This is a genomic window from Lentibacillus salinarum, from assembly GCF_042679865.1.
GTDB classification, from domain to species: domain Bacteria; phylum Bacillota; class Bacilli; order Bacillales; family Amphibacillaceae; genus Lentibacillus; species Lentibacillus salinarum.
On sequence record NZ_JBHTNH010000029.1, the window covers coordinates 106,895 to 127,378 of the forward strand.

The following is a 20,484-nucleotide window of genomic DNA, read 5'->3' on the forward strand; positions in this document are numbered from 1 at the left end:
CATGTTTTTGCTTTTATTTTTTGTTTTGTGCTTCGGAGGGAGGGAAATTAGCATGTCAAATACAACTCGCGTTCGTAAAAACGAGTCTCTTGAAGATGCTCTTCGTCGCTTTAAACGCAGCGTATCCAAAAGTGGTACATTGAAGGAATATCGTAAGCGTGAACATTATGAAAAACCAAGTGTACGACGCAAGAAAAAGTCTGAAGCTGCCAGAAAGCGCAAATAGTAAAGAAGGTGCATGCCCATGGCGTTAGTGGAACAGCTGAACCAGGATATGAAGCAGGCAATGAAAAACAAGGAAAAAGACAGACTTGCGGTTATACGCATGCTGAAAGCCTCGCTGCAAAATGAATCAATTAAACTTGGTAATCAAAATCTTTCAGAAGACGAGAATTAACGGTCCTTTCAAGAGAGTTGAAACAACGGAAAGATTCCCTCCAAGAGTTTAAATCAGCTGGACGCGATGATCTTGTTAATCATCTTGAAACGGAGATCGATGTTATAAAGGCATATATGCCCCAGCAGCTTACTGAAGAAGATCTGGAGCAGATAGTGAAGTCAACCATTGAGGAAGTGAATGCAACTTCCAAACAAGATATGGGCAAGGTGATGAGCACGATTATGCCGAAAGTAAAAGGGAAGGCTGATGGTGCACGGATTAATAAACTGGTTCAAAGACACTTAGGGTAATTTTTCAAAGGTCTTGTCGCAACGGCAGGACCTTTTTATCGTATTTCGAATGATAATGGAATATATTATTGTATATGGAATGGTTGTTTTTACGGTAGCTTATGTTACGATTTTAATTAATTGAAACCTTTTACCAGGAAAAAACGTAAAGATAAGGCCGGGCATATCAGAGAGGGGGGAGTCGTGTGTATGGTGCCGGATGCAGGCAGGTTAGTGTTACGGCAATGATATTGGTTATTCTATATGCTTTATCCAGTCTCATGTCTCCTGCCTATGCTGAAGACAACAAAGATGGTGATCTCGTCTATGTCGTCCCGATTGAGAATGAGGTTGAAAAGGGACTGGGAGCCTTCCTCAATCGTACGGCCCAGGAAGCTGAAGAAGACGGGGCAGATCATATAATCTATGAAATTGATACGCCAGGTGGAGCCGTGGATGCTGCTGAACAAATTGGGGAAATGCTACAAAACTTGGATATTGAAACGACGGCCTTCATTGTCAACCGGGCGTTGTCTGCAGGGTCTTACCTTGCGTTGAATACAGATAATATTTATATGAAACCCCAGGCAACGATGGGAGCAAGCGGTGTCATCAACCAGGATGGAACGGCTGCTGATGAAAAAGCCCGGTCCGCATGGTTATCTGCCATGAAAAGTGCTGCCGAATCGAAAGGGAGAGATCCCCAATATGCCGCAGCGATGGCCGATCCAAGTATCGATATGCCGAAGTATGCGGCTGGTGAAGGAAAGTATCTCACATTGGAGCCGAGTACAGCGGAAGAAGTCGGCTATTCCGCTGGTACAGTTGAGAATCGCACCGCTCTTCTGGAAGCGTTGGAGTTAAGTGATGCAGCCATTACGGAAAAAGAACTGACCATTTCGGAACATATAGCAAGATTCATCACCAACCCGGTTGTGGTGCCCATTCTTTTGTCGGTTGCCAGCATTGGTTTGATTGTTGAACTGTTTTCCCCGGGATTTGGCCTTCCAGGGATCACAGGTGTTCTGGCTTTAATTTTATTCTTTTACGGCCATGTTGTCGCAGGTTTGGCTGGCATGGAAGCTGTCGTCTTATTGATACTGGGAGTCGGGCTGATCATTGCAGAGTTTTTTTTACCAGGAGGCATTGCCGGCTTACTCGGCCTTGCGGCAATTTTCGGATCACTTATCATGTCAGGGCAGGACATTGGCCATATGGCGATGAGTATCAGCATTGCCTTACTTGCTACGATTATTGTTTCTGCCATCCTGTTTAAGACGATTGGTGGAAACAAGGGGTTTTTCCGTCGTTTGGTTTTAACCGATCAGACGTCAACCGAACGTGGCTATGTCTCTTCAGAAAACCGAATGGAATTAATCGGTATGGAGGGCAGAACGCTGACACCCCTGCGGCCATCGGGAAGCGCGTTATTTGGTGATGAACGTCTTGACGTTGTGACGGAGGGGGGGTTCATTGGCAAAGATCAACCTGTAAAAGTAGTGCGAGTAGAAGGGGTTCGCGTGGTTGTAAGAGATATTTAATAACATTGATAATCAGGAGGAATTTGCATGGGATTGGAACAGCTGATGCCGATTATTATAATCGCGATCATTGTCATTGCTTTGGCAGTTTTATTCACGTTCATTCCAGTGATGCTGTGGATCAGCGCATTGGCAGCGGGCGTAAAGGTTGGTATTTTCACGCTTGTCGGTATGCGCTTACGCCGAGTTGTACCGGCAAGAGTCATTAATCCGCTAATTAAAGCACATAAAGCAGGACTGGACGTATCGACGAATCAACTGGAAAGCCATTATCTTGCAGGAGGTAACGTTGACAGGGTCGTCAATGCGCTGATTGCTGCTCACAGAGCGAATATCGAGCTGTCATTTGAACGGACGGCCGCGATTGACCTTGCCGGCCGTGATGTGCTTGAAGCGGTCCAGATGAGTGTTAATCCTAAAGTTATTGAGACACCTTTCATTGCCGGTATTGCCATGGACGGGATTGAAGTGAAAGCAAAGGCCCGCATCACGGTGCGCGCTAATATAGACCGTTTGGTTGGTGGTGCCGGAGAAGACACCGTTATTGCCCGTGTAGGGGAAGGGGTTGTCAGTACCATTGGTAGCTCCGAAGCGCATACGAAAGTTCTGGAAAATCCTGATTCTATCTCACATAATGTGTTAGGCAAAGGGCTTGACGCAGGAACAGCATTTGAGATTCTGTCGATTGATATTGCTGATGTGGATATCGGCAAGAACATCGGGGCTATTCTGCAAACCGATCAGGCTGAAGCGGATAAAAATATCGCACAGGCCAAAGCGGAAGAAAGACGTGCAATGGCTGTTGCGCAAGAGCAGGAAATGGTGGCCCGCGTTGAAGAAATGCGTGCAAAAGTTGTGGAAGCTGAAGCAGATGTGCCACGTGCTCTCGCAGAAGCATTGCGTTCCGGCAATATGGGTGTCATGGATTACATGAATTATAAAAACATTGATGCCGATACCGACATGCGCGACACAATCGGGAAATTGACCCAGGACAATGAAGAACATGATGACAACAACAAGCAATAATGTGTCAGCTCATGATGAAGGAGGGTTACGATGGAAATAATTTTTATCATCCTTGCCATCGTGGCAGCACTTTCAGGTTTTTTTAAAGACAATGCACAAAATAATAGAGATACATCAGAACGCCGTCAAAACAAGCCGGTTCCTGCACCGTTCCCCTCTGGCGGTGAAGACAAAACGGCCGACAGTCCACACCGGGAAACAGAGACGGTTCCAACTGATGTTGCAGAGTCCATCGAAGAAAGGCAGTACGAGCAGCGCAAACAATTGGCTGAACGTATGAACAAAACGGAACAAACACAAACACCAGATTCTGAACATGACGGAATCAAGCAACATATTACCAGAGAACCGGGAAATGAACTGACAGCCGAACAGCAAAAAATGAAGAGGCAGATGAATCATAATTTGACCCGCACCGGTTTAGTCAACGGTGTCATCATGTCAGAGGTTTTAGGCCAACCAAGAGCTATTAAACCATACCGCAGTATTGTGGCCCAACGGAAAAAATAAAGGCAATATATAAAGAACCAATACTAGGCAGAAGCACTGTCCGGTATTGGTTCTTTTTTTGTTCTTAACCTGTCATTACAGTCATAAATATATGTTGAGAGAGGGGGGCCGCATCCGTGAAAAAATGGCAACAGCGAATTGGTCCGTGGCTGGTGAAACATTTTTCACTTCCTTCTGATGTCATGATGGAGTTACCTAGGGTTACCCTGTTAGGTCAACTTCACGTCTATGTTGAAAACCATCAGGGTTTAACCGTTTATTCCGACACCGAGCTTAAACTCAAGGCAAACAAAGGGTATATACAAATTACTGGTTCATCATTTGTATTGAAAATGATGCTGCCTGAAGAAATATTGCTGGAAGGGAATATAGAAGAAGTCAAATTTTTACCTGACTAATGTGGCTTTTAAGGAGGAGGACATGAAACATATACAAGGTACGTCAATTACGGGGTATGTGACAGTCCAGGTGAAGGGGAGCCACCCGGAACTATTTTTCCAAAAATGCAGCGAACAGGATATCACTGTCTGGAATATCAAAAAAAAATCGGAGCGTGTGTGTTCGGGGAATGTTAAACTACAGGACATTCGCCATTTAAAACAGATAAAAGACCGGACACATTATAAATTGGCATTTAAGGATAGACATGGTTTTCCGTTCCTGTTAAGAAAGTTTACCCGTAAAAAAGAGGTTCTGATCGGTCTTTTATTAAGTATCCTGCTTGTATTCTGTTTGTCAAACATTATATGGGAAATCAGAATTACGGGTGTACCAAAGGAAATCGAAGAGAAAATCAATGAACAGTTGACCGACTATGGCATCCATCAGGGTACATGGACATTTACGCTGGACTCCCCGAGTGATATTCAGCAAAACCTGATTAATGACATACCTGAATTATTATGGGTTGGTGTCCAGCAGCAGGGGACAAGCTTTTTGCTCGAAGGCGTGGAAAAAACCGTTGTCGAGGAAGAGGAGGTTGAAGGACCCAGAAATCTGGTTGCAACCAAAAAGGGTGTTATCGAGTACATGTATGTCGCAAAAGGCCTTCCCCAAGTCCAGGTGAATGATTATGTCGAGCCAGGAGATGTACTTGTTTCCGGAAATATTCAATTTTCAGAGGAAGATAAAGATGATGAGGAAGATGAAGAAGATGAAAACGAATCGAATGAACTGGTTGCTGCCGAGGGGGAAGTGACCGCCAAAACATGGTATGAGACAGAGGTTACCGTTCCCTTAAAGACGAATTATGAAGAATTAACCGGGAATACTGAGGCGAGATATCATGTGAAAATCGGTGGGGTGGAATTGCCTGTATGGGGGTTCGGCGATCCTGAATATCCGGCTATTCACCGGGAACGACAAGAAAAGGACTTTTATTTGTTTAAATGGAAATTGCCGTTTAGTTTAGTGGAAACAACCTTGAGTGAAAAAAATTACATTGAAACCGAAAGAAGCAAAGAAGAAGCTGCCGACATCGGCATTAGACAAGCCAGAAAAGAACTGCAGTTAAAATTGGGCCCTGAGGCGGAAATCATCTCTGAAAATATTTTGCAAGAAACGGTCGATAATGGTAAAGTTAAATTAATCTTATACATGTCTGTTGAAGAAGATATTGTCAAACACGAAGCAATAGACCAAGGAGATTGATTATGCCGAATAACTTGAAAACAATCGAGTTACAGCTTAATAACCCGAATGAGGCCCTGGCTTTGTTCGGTACGAATGATAAACATTTAAAACAAATTGAAGAACGGCTGCAAGTATCAATCGTCACCAGGGGCGAGCAAGTGAGTGTTTCAGGAAGTCAAGAGACTGTCGCCATGGTGGAGGAAATTTTGCTCACGCTGCAATCGATTGTCAGGAAAGGGCTGGCCATTACGGAACGGGATGTTGTCTATGCGGTTGACTTAGCGAAAAAGGATAAAATCCAGCAATTTGAAACGCTATTTGAAGATGAAATAACCAAAAATGTAAAAGGAAAATCGATCCGTGTCCAGACGCTGGGACAGAAGCGCTATACCGATTCCATCAAGGCAAATGATCTTGTTTTCGGTATCGGACCGGCCGGTACCGGCAAAACGTATCTTGCTGTGGTGATGGCCATCCATGCTTTAAAAAACGGGGAAGTTAAACGGATTATTTTAACGCGTCCCGCCGTTGAAGCGGGCGAAAGTTTGGGTTTTCTTCCGGGTGATTTAAAAGAAAAAGTCGATCCGTACCTGAGACCGTTGTATGACGCATTGCACGATGTATTTGGAGGAGAGCACACCATGCGTCTGATCGAGCGGGATACGATCGAAATTGCCCCGCTTGCTTATATGCGCGGGCGGACACTTGATGATGCATTTGTTATATTGGATGAAGCTCAGAACACAACGCCGGAACAAATGAAAATGTTTCTGACACGTTTGGGATTCGGCTCGAAAATGGTAATTAACGGCGATATTACGCAGATTGACTTACCGAAGGGCGTACAATCAGGTTTGCAGGTAGCCAATCGGTTGCTGGCCGCAGTCGATGGTATCTCATTTGTTCATTTAAATGAAACAGACGTTGTCAGGCATCCTTTAGTGCAAAAAATCATTGATGCTTATGAAAAGGCAAAGTCGTGATTTAGGCAGTGTAAGACCCCAGAAATAGCGGGTCTTATTTCTATATTCATCCAGGTTGCGGAGGTGGGGCGCATGAAATGGCTGTACATGATCAACCGTTTCTTCAAAAAAATCCGGTCCAGATGGCTGCTGTTATTAACAGTCATGCTATTGGGACTGACGTTTTTCCTTGTAACGCTCCAGAATGTGATAACCGAAACGTATGATATTGAACGGTTTTCAAGTGCTGACGAAACAATCCGTTCCCCCCTCACGATCGAACATGAACAGGAAACCGAACGAAAGACCCGGGAAACTGTTCAGGCGGTGGACGACCGGTATAATATCTCCAGTGAAATCACCGAGGAACGAACGGCATTTATTGATGAAATATTTGATGCGATCGCGATGCTAAACCATTCTGAACCGGCGGATGACCGTTCCGGTTCCGGATCAACTGCTGATAACGCAGAAGACCCCGCAACAACGCAAACGAAACTGAACGAATTAAAAGAGCTGCTGTCACCGGAAATTACTGAATCTATTGATCATGACGTTTTTGACGCCTTGCTTCGAACTGAACCTGGGGATCGTGATGATGCCAAAGAACTGCTTGTTCAATCGGTTAATGACGTCATGAAAGAAGGCATTCGGGCAGAAAACATTCAGCGTGCCCGCTCTGACGTTGAACAGATCATCCAACATTCTGAATTGGATGATGCAACCAAGCCACCCTTAATCGACATAAGTCAATTTGCCGTCACCGAAAACGCCTTTTTTGATGCCGAAAAAACAGCGGAGGTCCGTAAAACAGCCGCCAGTGAGGTAGACCCTGTCATCATCCGTGCAGGTGAGGTGATTGTCAGGGAAGGTCAGACGATCACCAATGCGATTTATGAAGAATTGAAACTTGTCGGCGTTTTGGATAACGACCAAAAAATGTTTCCTGTTATCGGCCTGGGGTTATTGATCGTTCTCATGATGATGGTCATGGTGCACGAACTGAATAACTTTGCGAAAACTGATGAATCGGATAAAGGGCGACTGGCAGCTGTATTTTTTGTCAGTTTGATCGTCGTTGCACTCATGAAAATTGTCAGTCTATATACGACATCTGTCAATCAGCTGTTTTTTGCTGTCCCACTGGCCACAGGCGTTTTATTGGTCAAGCTACTGTTGAATGAGCGGCTGGCAATTGTCTTGTCAATGCTTTATGCCATTATCGGAAGCATTATTTTTAACAGCCAGATTCCCGGATCACTTAATGTGGAAGCAGGTATCTATTTCTTTTTCTCACAAATGGCGGCTATTATGTTTCTCACAAATGTCAAAGATCGGTTGGCTATTCTTAAATCAGGATTTGGCATGACGATCGTTAACGTGCTGACTGTATTATTATTTTTATTCCTTTCAATTGAAAAGTATTCCCCCACCGACATATTTCTGCAGTCGGGGTACGGTGTCATGGCTGCATTTTTATCTGCCGTACTGACAGTCGGTTTACTCCCGCTTTTCGAAACCGGACTCGGGATATTATCTGATTATAAGTTATTGTCACTTGCGAAGCCGAATCAGCCACTGCTCAGGAAAATCCTGACCGAAGCGCCAGGCACGTACCATCACTCGGTTATGGTCGCAAACCTCAGTGAAACAGCATGTGAAGCCATTGGTGCGAACGGCCTCTTGGCAAGGGTCGGAGCCTATTATCACGATATTGGCAAAACCGTCATGCCACATTATTTTATTGAGAATCAAATGGCGATTAATAATCCGCATGATGTCATCGAACCGCAGCAAAGTGCCGACATCATCATCAGCCATCCGTATGACGGAGGCCGTATTCTAAAAGAACACAAATTACCTAAACCGGTTGTTGATATTGCCATGCAGCATCACGGAACAACATTATTGAAATACTTCTATTATAAAGAGCGGGAAAGAAATAAGCATGCCCGGGAAGCTGAATTCAGGTATCCCGGTCCGAAACCGCAATCAAAGGAAGCGGCGGTTATTTGTATATGTGATGCGGTCGAAGCTGCTGTCCGCTCGCTTAAGGATCCGACAGAGGAAAAAATCGACGACATTGTGGCATCGATTGTGAATGATCGCCTGATGGATGGTCAATTAAACGCGTGTCCGCTAACTTTGAAAGAATTGAATCACGTTCATCAGACTATCTGTGAAACCTTAAAAGGTATTTTTCATTCACGGATTCAATATCCCATGAAGGAGGCTAAATAATGCATATTGACTTTCAGGATCAGACAAAAATGGTTCCCGCCGACCAGATTGATTTATTGCAGCGTCTCATGATGTACGCAGGCAAAAAGGAGAAAGTTGCCAGTGAAGCTGAGGTTTCTGTGACCTTTGTCAGTAACCAGGAGATCAAAGAAATCAATCGAAACTACCGCCAACAGGATAGGCCGACAGATGTCATTTCGTTTGCGATGCAGGAAAAAGTGGCTGGTGAGACTGACATTTTCGGTGAAGATTTGCCGCTTGTACTCGGGGATATTGTGATCTCGGTGGATAAAGCAAAAGAACAGGCGGAAGAATACGGTCACTCGCTGGAAAGGGAACTGAGCTTTTTGACCGTTCACGGTTTTCTTCATTTGCTTGGTTATGATCATATGAACCCGGAAGATGAGGCGGAAATGTTCAGTAACCAAGACCTCATATTGGGTGAATTCGGCATTGAACGCTAAACGAAGGAAGTCTTTAATCGGGCTGACCCACGCTTGGAATGGCCTTAAAACAATTTTTTGCACGGAGCGCAATTTTCGGATACACATCATGACAGTATTTGCCGTGATGGCAGCCGGCATTGTCCTGCAGCTACCGATCATAAAATGGGCGATCATTATAGTTGTCATCGGTTTGGTACTGGTCGCTGAAATGCTCAATACAGCTGTCGAAAAAATGCTGGATTATGTGAAGCCGACTGTTCACCCTCAGGCAAAAGTCATCAAAGATATAGCAGCAGGTGCTGTTTTGGTTGCAGCGGTTGTGGCTGTTATTGTGGGATTGCTTGTTTTTCTTCCTGAATTTCGGGAATGGTGATAGCGAATACAAGCCCGTTTTGACAGTTTTTGTTGAAATATCAGTTCTTTTCAAAAGTTTTGTCCATTCGCATGAAACATATTGTAGTTTATAGTATGATAAAAAATATAAAGAGAATTTTGCTTCGGAGGATACATCATGTCAGAGAAATTCAAATCAGGATTTATTGCCATCATCGGGAGACCGAATGTAGGGAAATCAACGTTCATGAATCAAATGATTGGTGAAAAAATCGCTATCATGAGTGATAAAGCGCAAACGACTCGAAACCGGATTCAAGGTGTCCTCACAACGGATGATGCCCAGATCGTATTTATTGATACACCGGGAATTCATAAACCCAAGCACCGTTTAGGTGATTTCATGGTCAAGGTAGCCGAGGACACCCTCAATGAAGTGGATGCCGTTCTATTTATGATTAACGCTGAAGAAGGCTATGGAAAAGGGGATCAATATATTTTGGACCGGCTGCAAAAGGTGCGAAGTCCGGTGTTTTTGGTCATCAATAAGATTGATCTTGTCCACCCGGATGATTTATTGCCGCTGATTGACCGATACAAGGATAAGTATCAATTTGAAGAGATTATTCCGATTTCAGCATGGCAGGGCAATAACCTGCCCCGGTTGCTCGATGAATTGAAAAAACGTATACCGGAAGGACCCCAGTATTATCCTGATGACCATGTAACCGACCATCCCGAGCGATTTATCATCAGCGAGTTAATCCGTGAGAAAGTGCTCGTTTTAACACGGGAAGAAATTCCCCATTCAATCGCGGTTGTCATTGAAAATATCGAGCAGAGGCAATCAAACACGGTACTTATTCAGGCGACGATTGTAACGGAACGAAAATCACAAAAAGGAATTATGATTGGTAAACAGGGATCCATGCTGAAGACGATTGGCCAAAAGGCCCGTGGGGATATTGAAACACTGCTTGGTTCAAAGGTTTATTTGGAACTATGGGTGAAAGTCAAAAAAGACTGGCGCAACAATCAGTCCCAGCTGCATGAATTCGGCTTCCGGCATGACGAATATTAGACTTGGTAAATTTTAATACTCATCGATTCAGCACCTTGTGGAAAATCTAATACTGCAGGTTCAAAAAGAAAGATAACTTTTTGAATACAGCTCTATTGAATTCAAACATGCAATGGAAAGGCGGGGTTTCTTGTGATCGACTTTACTTGGAAATTATTCAGTCAGACAGGAAACATTGAAACCTATTTACTCTTGAAAGAACTGGAAAAAAGAGAACATAATGACAACAGGCAGGAAAGTCATAAAGGGACGTCATTAAACACAAAAACTTAACAAGCGGCTTGCAGTTAAAAGAAGGTGATGCTGTTTGCTTGAAAAAATGCAGGGTATTGTCATGAAAACGCAAGACTATGGGGAAACACACAAAATTGTGACGCTATTCAGCAATAAATCAGGAAAAATCTCGGCCATCGCAAGGGGTGCAAAGAAACCGAAAAGCCGAATGGCTGCCATCACGCAGCCATTCGTATATGGTGTTTTTTTTGTTTATCTCAATTCAGGATTGAGTACAATCCAGCAGGGGGATCTCACTCATTCATTCCGGCATATACGCGAGGATATCATTAAAACGGCGTACGCCTCCTACATCGTTGAATTGACTGATAAGTTAACCGATTCTCATTCACCAGACCACTATCTTTTTGATCAGTTATACCGGACATTGGACTGGATAGCTGAAAATGAAGAGGCAGATATCCCGATTATGATGTACGAACTGAAGCTGTTTAATAAAGGCGGATTTGCGCCAACGGTTGATAAATGTGTACACTGCAGCGGTACCGATAAACCTTTTGCATTTTCCATAGCTGAGGGTGGTTTGCTCTGTTCCAGATGCAAGTACCTGGATCCGCAATCTGTAACATTGTCAGATAAGGTGGCACGTTTGTTTTATATTTTTACCGAAATCGGACTGGAACGGGTCGGGACGATTTCGGTAAAATCTGAAAACAAAAAGCTACTGCGTGACATTATAGATGCCTATTATGAACAGTATGGGGGCTATTACCTCAAATCAAAACGATTTCTTAAGCAATTGGATAAGCTGACGTAGAAGCCATCATCTTGACAATCATGCCGTTATATCGTAATATGCTTATACATAATGGTAATCATATTTTAACATTGTGCTGATGGAGAAGAGTACTTATGAGTTCCCTGTTGTTAGCGAGTCCGGAATGGTGGAAGCCGGATAACAGAACATGAGGAATGGCACTCTGGAGCAATGCTGATAAAGTGGCTCTCGGAAGAGCAAATAGGGTGGAACCGCGGATTAACCCCCGTCCCTATGTCGGTCAACGAATCGACATGGAGGACGGGGGTTTTTCATTTTGATCCTGAAATCGGCTCATTCGTCGATTCCGCAAACCCGCCTTCAGGCATCTGACTGCTGAAAGATACCGAGTTTTTTAAAGATGGAGGGTAACCATGACAATTCAAGAAATGATTTTAGCACTGCAAAAGCATTGGTCGGAACAAAATTGTATTTTAATGCAGGCCTATGATGTGGAAAAAGGGGCAGGAACCATGTCACCAATGACACTGCTCAGGAGTCTCGGGCCGGAGCCCTGGAATGTAGCGTATGTGGAACCGTCACGGCGGCCTGCTGATGGACGGTATGGCAAGAACCCGAATCGTCTGTACCAGCATCACCAATTCCAGGTCATTATGAAACCGTCCCCGGAAAACATTCAGGAATTATATCTTGATTCATTAAAAGCACTTGGGATTGACCCACTAGAGCATGATATCCGGTTTGTGGAGGATAATTGGGAAAACCCGACCCTCGGCGCTGCCGGTCTGGGATGGGAAGTATGGCTGGATGGCATGGAGATTACCCAGTTCACTTATTTTCAGCAGATTGGCGGACTGGAAGCTAACCCCGTTGCAGTTGAGCTAACTTACGGTATTGAACGACTGGCATCGTACATTCAGGACAAAGAAAATGTGTTTGATCTGGAATGGACAAATGGAGTCAGCATTAATGATATCTTTTTCCAGCCGGAGTATGAACATTCCCAATATACCTTCGAAGCGTCTAATACAGATATGCTTTTCCAGCTGTTCACGATGTATGAGAATGAAGCAAAGGTAACGATGGAAAAAGGACTGGTGTTCCCGGCATATGATTACGTCTTAAAATGTTCCCACACGTTTAATTTGCTGGACGCAAAAGGGGTTATTTCCGTTACGGAACGAACGGGTTATATTTCCCGAATCCGCCACCTGGCCAGACAAATTTCCCAAGCATATGTGAGAGAGCGGGAACGGTTAGGCTTCCCTATGCTGAAAAAGGAGGCACAATAATGGCTAAAGATGTACTGGTGGAAATCGGGCTCGAAGAACTTCCGGCCAGATTCGTTAATGATGCAGAAAATCAGCTGTTGCACAAAACGGAAAACTGGCTTGCCGATTCACGGATTGCCTATACGTCCATCCAATCCTTTTCAACACCGCGCAGACTGGCCGTCCAGATTAACGAGGTGGCTGAAGAACAGACATCACTGGAAGAAGAAGTGAAAGGTCCGGCATTAAAGATTGCGCAGGATGAGGCCGGCAACTGGACAAAAGCGGCAACCGGTTTTACAAAAGGCCAGGGAAAAACGGTTGATGATATCTATACCAAGGATGTCAAAGGGACGACATATATTTTTGTCAAAAAACAGATTGTCGGTCAGCCGACCAAAGCGTTGTTACCCCAGTTCAGTGATATTTTGACAGCCATTCAATTCCCGAAAAATATGCGCTGGGCTGACCATACACTGCGCTATGCGCGTCCTGTTCGCTGGATTATGGCTTTATTCGGCGAGGACGTCATTCCGTTCGAAATCACTGGGGTGAAGACAAGTAACCAGACTTACGGCCACCGGTTTTTAGGCGATGTGGTCACATTGGCATCACCTACTGGATACGAAGAAGCACTGGAAAATCAGTATGTCATCGTGAATCCGGAAAAACGTCGGCAAATGATTATTGATGGCATGAAAAAAGCTGAAGCGGCGAAAGGTTTCAGCATCCCGGCAGATGACGCGTTGCTGTGGGAAGTATGTAATCTGGTCGAGTATCCGACCGTTTTTGTCGGGTCATTTGATGCTTCTTACTTAACGCTTCCGGCGGATGTTCTGACAACATCGATGAAAGAACATCAGCGTTATTTTCCCGTCAAGTCAAATGATGGTGAGTTGCTGTCATATTTTGTGGCTGTGCGGAATGGGGATGACTACGCACTGAATACAGTTAGCAGAGGGAATGAAAAAGTACTACGGGCAAGGTTATCAGATGCCCAATTCTTTTTTGAGGAAGACCAGAAACAATCGATTGATTATTATTTGGAAAAGCTCGATCGGATTGTGTTCCAGGAAAAACTTGGTACGATCGGTGATAAAGTCAAACGCGTTACAGCTACGGCCGACGAATTATCACAATGGTTGAATCTCGATGACGAAACCCGGGCAAGTACGGTTAGAGCAGCAGAAATTTGTAAATTTGACTTGCCTACGAACATGGTGAATGAATTTACGAATTTGCAGGGGATCATTGGTGAGACATATGCGTTAAATGCCGGTGAAAAAAGTACGGTTGCCAGAGCTGTAGCGGAACATTACTTACCTGGTCAGGCAGGTGGTAAACTCCCGGAAACCATTGAAGGGGCGATTGTCAGTGTTGCCGATAAACTGGACACGATTGTCGGCTGTATTTCGGCTGGGTTGATTCCAAGCGGTTCCCAGGATCCATATGGACTGAGAAGACAGGCAACAGGTGTTTTAAAAATATTGCAGGTGTTCAACTGGAATCTGACCGTGGAATCATTGCTGGCATTGACTGAACGGCAATTCGGGGAAATGGATTTGGCCCAGTCCGAATCACAGCAGGCTCGGACAGCTATCGATCAATTTTTCAGACACCGTATCACGTATCTTTTAAAAGAATGGTCGATTGATCCGGATGTTATCCATGCTGTACTGGCTGATGACATGGGAGTCATGACTTACATGATGGCCAAGGCCGAAAACTTATCCCGTGAACGGAACAATCCTGATTTTAGACCTGTTCAGGAAGCGCTTGTGCGCGTGTTGAATCTTGCTGCTAAAACAGATCGGAAGGCAGTCAGCCGGGACGTCTTTAAAACAGCGTCTGAACAACAGCTTTATGAAACCTATTTAACAGTCAGGGGCAGCTATTATCATGCGAATCATGAGCAGGATGCGGACGAAGCTTTACAACAGTTGGGAAAACTTTCGCAGCCGATTCACAATTTCTTTGATCATAATATGGTGATGACTGATGATGAAACAACGCGTCATAACCGATTGGCCCTGATTAACAATATAGCTGGTCTGATATATGATTATGCGGATCTGTCAGCGATTGAGTGGAAACAGCATTTTTGATGCAGGATGACCGTATTTCCTTTTTCACTATAAAGCGTGTATAATATTGGGAAGGGGTATGTCACATTTACGTGCGCAGGTGGTGAAAAAGTGGAATTATCAAATAGACAGGAACAGATTATTGAAATTGTGAAGGAAAATGGACCAATCACCGGGGAACATATAGCTGAACGGCTGAGCCTGACCCGTGCCACACTAAGACCGGATCTGGCGATATTGACAATGGCGGGTTTCCTTGAGGCTAGGCCCCGGGTTGGTTATTTTTATACGGGTAAGACAGGCACTGAATTATTGACCGAACAGATTAAGAAATTCAAAGTATATGAATATCAATCCGTACCCGTCGTGGTTAAAGAGGATGCATCCGTGTACGATGCCATTTCGACGATGTTTCTCGAAGATGTGGGAACTTTGTTTGTCGTCAACCAGTATTCATGCCTGACTGGCGTTTTATCACGAAAAGATTTATTGCGGGCAAGCATCGGCAACCAGGAATTGGATGCTATACCGGTTCATATCATTATGACCCGGATGCCTAATATTACGGTCTGTTACCGTAATGATCTGCTGATCGATGCCGCTAAAAAACTGATTAATAAACAAATCGATGGGTTACCGGTTATAAAAGAAACGGAAATCGGCACTGAAATTATTGGCCGAATTACCAAAACAACGGTCACCAAGGCTTTCGTTGAACTGATTATGGATGAGCACTTATAAGGGAGGAGTATGGTCCATGGGAGATAAGCCACTTGTTTACGTTCTCTCCGATTCGGTAGGTGAGACGGCAGAACTTGTGATCAAAGCGGGTCTGAGCCAATTCAACGATGGAGAGTACCAGATTCAGCGGGTGCCATATGTGGAAGATAAAAAAACGATTGACGATACATTACAGCTTGCAGTGGAAAAACAGGCAGTCATCGGTTTTACGTTAGTCGATCCCGAATTACGGACATATGTGAATGAACAGGCCAGTCAAATGAACATGGAAGCGATCGATATTATGGGGCCCATGATGGAAGCGATGAAGCGGTCGTTCAATAGCGACCCCCGATTGGAGCCGGGTCTGGTTCATCAGCTGGATGAAGATTATTTCAAGCGTGTTGAAGCGATTGAATTTGCTGTCAAGTATGACGATGGAAGAGATCCGCGTGGTATTGCCCGCGCCGACATTATTTTGATTGGTGTATCCCGTACATCGAAGACACCCTTATCACAATACTTGGCTCATAAACGCCTGAAGGTTGCCAATGTCCCGATTGTACCGGAAGTCGACCCACCTGAAGAGCTATTCGAAGTGGACGCTGCTAAATGCATTGGTCTGCGGATTAGTCCGGAAAAATTAAACGACATTCGGAAAGAACGGCTTAAAGCATTGGGGCTTGGCGACCAGGCCACATACGCAAATATGGATCGAATTTATCAGGAGCTGGCATATTTTGATGAAGTGGTTGAAAAAATAGGGTGTGACGTTGTTAATGTATCGCACAAAGCGGTTGAAGAAACAGCGAATACGATTTTGCGCATGATCAGACAAAGGTGAGGATGAACAGGAAATATCCTTTGATAGAATGTTTTCTGGATCATACCTCTTTTCATATCGTTTCTGTTTCCGATGAATGTATGACAAAAACGGAAGCAGACTTTTTTATGGCATATTTTCTATTTTTGTATTATAATATCTTTTTGCGTCAAAAAATAGACTTAATGAATAGGGCTGTAGCTGCTGCGGGTCTAAGCTGTATTCAGAAAAATAAAACATTGTGATCCGGGAAGGAATAATGAAACACCGTGTAGAATACAAGTATGTAAGTATCTGTTTAACAATCACGTTTATATAAGTGCTTCAGGAGGTACAATAGTACAGTAAGTCAAAAGTCCTTCTTATGGTTATTCTGTTGGTCCAAATTTATGTGGTTTTGGACAGGCAATATCAGTTCTTTACACCAATGGAAGGGATTTTTTTCGAAATGAACAAAAAGATTGTCGAATAATAAAGGATTTTCGTTGTGAATATCGAAATATAAAAGCATGGTGGTCAATATGTCTGCCCAGATACCTGAAGAGGTTGTTGAAGAGGTACGAAGATCAAATGACATAGTTGATGTCATTGGTGACTATATACAATTGAAAAAACAGGGTCGGAATTACTTTGGGCTCTGTCCGTTCCATGGCGAAAAAACGCCCTCATTTTCTGTCACTCAGGATAAACAGATTTTTCATTGCTTCGGATGCGGAAAAGGCGGCAACGTCGTAACGTTCATCATGGAGATTGAAGGGTATACATTTTACGAAGCCTTAAGACTTCTGTCGGAGAGAAGCGGTGTTGCATTGCCCGTAAACGCTCGGCAGCCGACCTCGTCTATGTCGCAGGAAAATCAGAATATCCTTTCCGCTTCTGAGTGGATGACCAAGCTTTATCATCATCTGTTGCGTTATACGAAGGATGGAAAAGAAGGCTATCAGTATTTTAAGGAGCGTGGGATTGCGGATGAGACCATAGATGCGTTTCAACTCGGGTTTGCCCCTAATATAAAGGATTTTACAGCGGAGTTTTTAACTAAAAAAGGCTTCCACCAGCAGCTTCTTGTCAAAGCAGGTCTATTATCTGTCAATGAGGACAATACTGCGGATGACAGGTTCCGCGGCCGGGTCATATTTCCAATACGCAATCATCTGGGAAAAACGGTTGCCTTTGGCGGCCGAACGGTAGCCAATCAGGAACCTAAATACCTAAACAGTCCGGAAAGTGAGCTGTTTCAAAAAGGGAAATTACTTTATAACTTTGACCTGGCAAAAAAACACATCCGTAAACAAAGTGAAGCTGTTTTATTTGAAGGTTATATGGATGTCATTTCAGCTTATCAGGCCGGCGTGAAGAATGCTGTAGCCACATTGGGGACATCGCTTACCGAAGCACAGGCGCAGCTGTTAAGAAGGTATGTTGATACGGTCATCATTTGTTATGACGCTGACGCAGCGGGAACGGAAGCAGCCTATAAGGCTTCAGTGACTCTGCAAAAAGCAGGGTGCCATGTTAAAATAGCCAATTTGCAGGAAAATATGGATCCGGATGATTATATTTCGGAATACGGGTCTGAAACGTTTCGCCGGGAAGTTATCCAATCGAGCCTAACATTTACAAGTTTTTATATGCGGTATCTGAAGAAAGACTTTAATCTTAGTCTCGAAGCAGATCGCATACAATATATCGAAAACGTATTGGAATACATTGCAACGATTGATAGTCCTGTTGAACGGGAATATTATTTAAACGAAATCAGTCAGGCTTATCATGTTTCAATGGAATCGCTCCAACAGGAAATTCAGGTTCACCGTGAAAAGATGGGCCCCACCAAGGATAAGATAAAAAAGAACAGATATACTAATAGGGAAGCAACTGATAAACGCACGAAAAAATTACTGCCGGCTTTTCATAATGCAGAACGGCAGCTCATGGCATATATGTTGCAAGATGCGTCCATCACTGATAAAGTGCAGGAGGAAATAGGTGCGTCTTTTAATATTGATGATCATAAAATTATTGCCACGCATCTTTACGCCTATTATGAAGAACAGCAAAACCCTGATGTCAGCTCGTTTGTTGAAATGCTGACGGACAACAGACTGAAGGAACTTGTAACAGAAATTGCAATGATTCCTGTACATGCGACGATAACACATGATGAAATCAATGATTACATTCGGATGATTCGTGCTGAAAACAGCAATCAGCAAAGTATTCAGTCATTGAAAGCAGAGCAAAGACTGGCCGAACAGCAAAACGATCCAATTAAAGCCGCCGGAATAGCAATGCAAATTATTGAACTCCAAAAGCAATGGAAGAGTATAAAATGACTGTAGTTGGAAGGAGGGGGACTCATGGCCGAAAATAAGCCTTCACAAACAAAAGAAAATAACAGCGGTGAGTTGACACTCGATCAGGCAAAAGACCAGTTGCTTGAAATGGGCAAAAAGCGTGGTGTACTGGCTTATGAAGAAATTGCTGACCGTCTGTCTGGTTTTGCGATGGATTCAGAGCAGATGGATGAATTTTATGAGTACCTGACAGAGCAAGGTGTAGACGTGATCGGTGATTCCGAGGAAGATCCGAAGATGCAGGAAATCGCAAAAGAGGAAGAATTCGATTTAAACGATCTCAGTGTGCCGCTTGGCATTAAAATAAATGATCCGGTCCGCATGTATTTAAAGGAAATCGGCAGGGTTGATCTGTTATCGGCGGCTGAAGAAATTGATCTGGCCACACGAATCGAAAGTGGTGATGAAGAAGCCAAAAGGCGTCTTTCAGAGGCGAACCTGCGTCTGGTGGTCAGTATCGCCAAGCGTTATGTCGGGCGTGGCATGCTGTTCCTCGATTTAATCCAGGAAGGGAACATGGGTCTGATTAAGGCTGTTGAGAAATTTGACTACCGGAAAGGCTTTAAATTCAGTACGTATGCGACGTGGTGGATACGGCAGGCCATTACCCGAGCCATCGCCGATCAGGCCCGTACTATCCGAATACCAGTGCATATGGTGGAAACAATAAACAAGCTTATCCGTGTCCAGCGTCAGCTGCTACAGGATCTTGGCAGAGAGCCAACCCCTGAAGAAATCGGCCAGGAAATGGAACTTTCCCCTGACAAAGTGCGGGAAATTTTGAAAATCGCTCAGGAACCAGTGTCACTGGAAACCCCGATTGGTGAAGAAGATGATTCGCACCTAGGTGATTTTATTGAGGATCAGGAAGCCGTTTCACCATCTGACCATGCTTCATACGAATTGCTGAAAGAGCAATTGGAAGACGTGCTGGATACACTTACCGATCGTGAAGAAAATGTTCTACGGTTACGCTTTGGGCTTGATGACGGCAGAACCAGAACGTTGGAGGAAGTCGGTAAAGTATTCGGTGTTACCCGGGAAAGAATTCGGCAAATTGAGGCAAAAGCATTGCGCAAGCTAAGACATCCAAGCCGCAGCAAACGTTTGAAAGACTTTTTGGAATAACGTATTTCAGTCATTGAGCACAAGGGTTTGTGTGCAATGGCTGCCATACATATGGTGCAGCTAAGTGATAAGTTGGTTTGCTGCTTGTGAATCGTTGTTTGCTAAAATGTCACATCTTTTTCCTTTAAACATAATTGATTTTGCAGTAAAATAAGATTAGCTATGCATTTGAATTCATAAAAGGAATATACATAAGGAGGAACTACGATGCAGAAAAACCCCGTCATTCCTTATGCTTTAATTGCTGGTATAGGAATACTGTTAGTTATTGTTGTATCATTTGTGGGTTTAAATCAGGAAGAAGCTATTCAGGAAGAAGAGAATGGCGAAGAACAGGGTGAACAGCAGGACGATCAATCCGGTGACACTGAGGATTCCGGTGAAGGTGAGACGGCCGCCAATGGGGAAGAAGTCTTCCAAAATAATTGCGCCAGCTGTCACGGCCAGGATCTATCAGGCACATCTGCTCCAGCCCTTGATACGGTTGGCAGCAAATATTCTCAGGAAGAAATTGAGCAAATTATAGCCGATGGATTCCCTGATGCCGGCATGCCTGGCGGACTTATACAGGGCGAGGATGCCGAAGCCGTGGCACAGTGGCTTTCCGAGCAACAGTAATAGAAGATGATAAATCGTGTTTAAGCA

The 20,484-nt window shown here is 44.1% G+C and carries 20 protein-coding genes and 1 pseudogene; all 21 read left to right on the forward strand.

From position 1 onward, the window contains the following. Positions 1 to 52 precede the first annotated feature (52 nt). The 21 genes and pseudogenes from rpsU (at position 53) to cccA (ending at position 20,457) form a co-directional block, all read left to right on the forward strand. Complete coding sequence (gene rpsU, locus ACFQ4A_RS15125) at positions 53 to 226, forward strand: 30S ribosomal protein S21 (protein ID WP_382402128.1); 174 nt, start codon at positions 53 to 55, stop codon at positions 224 to 226. A gap of 18 nt (positions 227 to 244) precedes the next feature. Further along, positions 245 to 690 (forward strand): annotated as a pseudogene (locus ACFQ4A_RS15130) (GatB/YqeY domain-containing protein). Between the two features lie 224 nt (positions 691 to 914). Further along, complete coding sequence (locus ACFQ4A_RS15135; protein WP_382402485.1) at positions 915 to 2,210, forward strand: NfeD family protein; 1,296 nt, start codon at positions 915 to 917, stop codon at positions 2,208 to 2,210. Between the two features lie 27 nt (positions 2,211 to 2,237). After that, the gene (gene floA / locus ACFQ4A_RS15140) at positions 2,238 to 3,239 is read left to right on the forward strand and encodes a flotillin-like protein FloA (RefSeq protein WP_382402130.1); all 1,002 of its coding nucleotides are present in this window, start codon (positions 2,238 to 2,240) and stop codon (positions 3,237 to 3,239) included. 30 nt (positions 3,240 to 3,269) lie between these two features. Further along, on the forward strand, positions 3,270 to 3,749 hold the full coding sequence (locus tag ACFQ4A_RS15145; protein ID WP_382402131.1) for a hypothetical protein: 480 nt from the start codon (positions 3,270 to 3,272) through the stop codon (positions 3,747 to 3,749). Between the two features lie 116 nt (positions 3,750 to 3,865). Next, positions 3,866 to 4,147 (forward strand): sporulation protein YqfC, encoded by a 282-nt coding sequence (gene yqfC, locus ACFQ4A_RS15150; RefSeq protein ID WP_382402132.1) that lies wholly within the window; start codon positions 3,866 to 3,868, stop codon positions 4,145 to 4,147. A 22-nt stretch (positions 4,148 to 4,169) separates the two neighbouring features. Further along, positions 4,170 to 5,399 carry a sporulation protein YqfD gene (yqfD, locus tag ACFQ4A_RS15155; RefSeq protein ID WP_382402133.1) on the forward strand — a complete coding sequence of 410 codons (1,230 nt, stop codon included), beginning with the start codon at positions 4,170 to 4,172 and terminating at the stop codon, positions 5,397 to 5,399. 2 nt (positions 5,400 to 5,401) lie between these two features. Beyond that, positions 5,402 to 6,364, forward strand: coding sequence for a PhoH family protein (locus tag ACFQ4A_RS15160; protein ID WP_382402134.1), 963 nt, complete (start codon positions 5,402 to 5,404; stop codon positions 6,362 to 6,364). Positions 6,365 to 6,436: 72 nt separating this feature from the next. After that, positions 6,437 to 8,584, forward strand: a complete 2,148-nt coding sequence (locus ACFQ4A_RS15165; protein ID WP_382402135.1) for an HD family phosphohydrolase — start codon at positions 6,437 to 6,439, stop codon at positions 8,582 to 8,584. Next, the gene (gene ybeY, locus ACFQ4A_RS15170) at positions 8,584 to 9,048 is read left to right on the forward strand and encodes an rRNA maturation RNase YbeY (protein ID WP_382402136.1); all 465 of its coding nucleotides are present in this window, start codon (positions 8,584 to 8,586) and stop codon (positions 9,046 to 9,048) included. Before ACFQ4A_RS15165 ends, ybeY begins: the two co-directional genes overlap by 1 nt. Then, the gene (locus ACFQ4A_RS15175) at positions 8,987 to 9,403 is read left to right on the forward strand and encodes a diacylglycerol kinase family protein (protein WP_382402137.1); all 417 of its coding nucleotides are present in this window, start codon (positions 8,987 to 8,989) and stop codon (positions 9,401 to 9,403) included. The genes ybeY and ACFQ4A_RS15175 overlap by 62 nt, the downstream gene beginning before the upstream one ends. A 138-nt stretch (positions 9,404 to 9,541) precedes the next feature. After that, positions 9,542 to 10,444, forward strand: a complete 903-nt coding sequence (era, locus tag ACFQ4A_RS15180; RefSeq protein ID WP_382402139.1) for a GTPase Era — start codon at positions 9,542 to 9,544, stop codon at positions 10,442 to 10,444. A gap of 132 nt (positions 10,445 to 10,576) precedes the next feature. Next, positions 10,577 to 10,717, forward strand: coding sequence for a YqzL family protein (locus ACFQ4A_RS15185; RefSeq protein ID WP_382402141.1), 141 nt, complete (start codon positions 10,577 to 10,579; stop codon positions 10,715 to 10,717). A gap of 34 nt (positions 10,718 to 10,751) precedes the next feature. Beyond that, complete coding sequence (gene recO, locus ACFQ4A_RS15190) at positions 10,752 to 11,495, forward strand: DNA repair protein RecO (protein WP_382402143.1); 744 nt, start codon at positions 10,752 to 10,754, stop codon at positions 11,493 to 11,495. Between the two features lie 374 nt (positions 11,496 to 11,869). Further along, positions 11,870 to 12,748 (forward strand): glycine--tRNA ligase subunit alpha, encoded by an 879-nt coding sequence (glyQ, locus tag ACFQ4A_RS15195; protein ID WP_382402146.1) that lies wholly within the window; start codon positions 11,870 to 11,872, stop codon positions 12,746 to 12,748. Beyond that, entirely contained in the window at positions 12,748 to 14,832 is a 2,085-nt protein-coding gene (glyS, locus tag ACFQ4A_RS15200; protein ID WP_382402148.1) for a glycine--tRNA ligase subunit beta, read from the forward strand. The genes glyQ and glyS overlap by 1 nt, the downstream gene beginning before the upstream one ends. A 90-nt stretch (positions 14,833 to 14,922) precedes the next feature. Next, the gene (locus ACFQ4A_RS15205; RefSeq protein ID WP_382402150.1) at positions 14,923 to 15,552 is read left to right on the forward strand and encodes a helix-turn-helix transcriptional regulator; all 630 of its coding nucleotides are present in this window, start codon (positions 14,923 to 14,925) and stop codon (positions 15,550 to 15,552) included. A 16-nt stretch (positions 15,553 to 15,568) separates the two neighbouring features. After that, positions 15,569 to 16,375, forward strand: coding sequence for a pyruvate, water dikinase regulatory protein (locus ACFQ4A_RS15210; RefSeq protein WP_382402152.1), 807 nt, complete (start codon positions 15,569 to 15,571; stop codon positions 16,373 to 16,375). A gap of 500 nt (positions 16,376 to 16,875) precedes the next feature. Further along, positions 16,876 to 18,690: a DNA primase gene (gene dnaG, locus ACFQ4A_RS15215; protein WP_382402154.1), complete on the forward strand. Its 1,815-nt coding sequence runs from the start codon at positions 16,876 to 16,878 to the stop codon at positions 18,688 to 18,690. Between the two features lie 24 nt (positions 18,691 to 18,714). After that, positions 18,715 to 19,839 carry an RNA polymerase sigma factor RpoD gene (rpoD, locus tag ACFQ4A_RS15220; protein ID WP_382402156.1) on the forward strand — a complete coding sequence of 375 codons (1,125 nt, stop codon included), beginning with the start codon at positions 18,715 to 18,717 and terminating at the stop codon, positions 19,837 to 19,839. A 207-nt stretch (positions 19,840 to 20,046) separates the two neighbouring features. Further along, positions 20,047 to 20,457 (forward strand): cytochrome c550, encoded by a 411-nt coding sequence (cccA, locus tag ACFQ4A_RS15225; protein WP_382402158.1) that lies wholly within the window; start codon positions 20,047 to 20,049, stop codon positions 20,455 to 20,457. Positions 20,458 to 20,484: the final 27 nt, after the last annotated feature.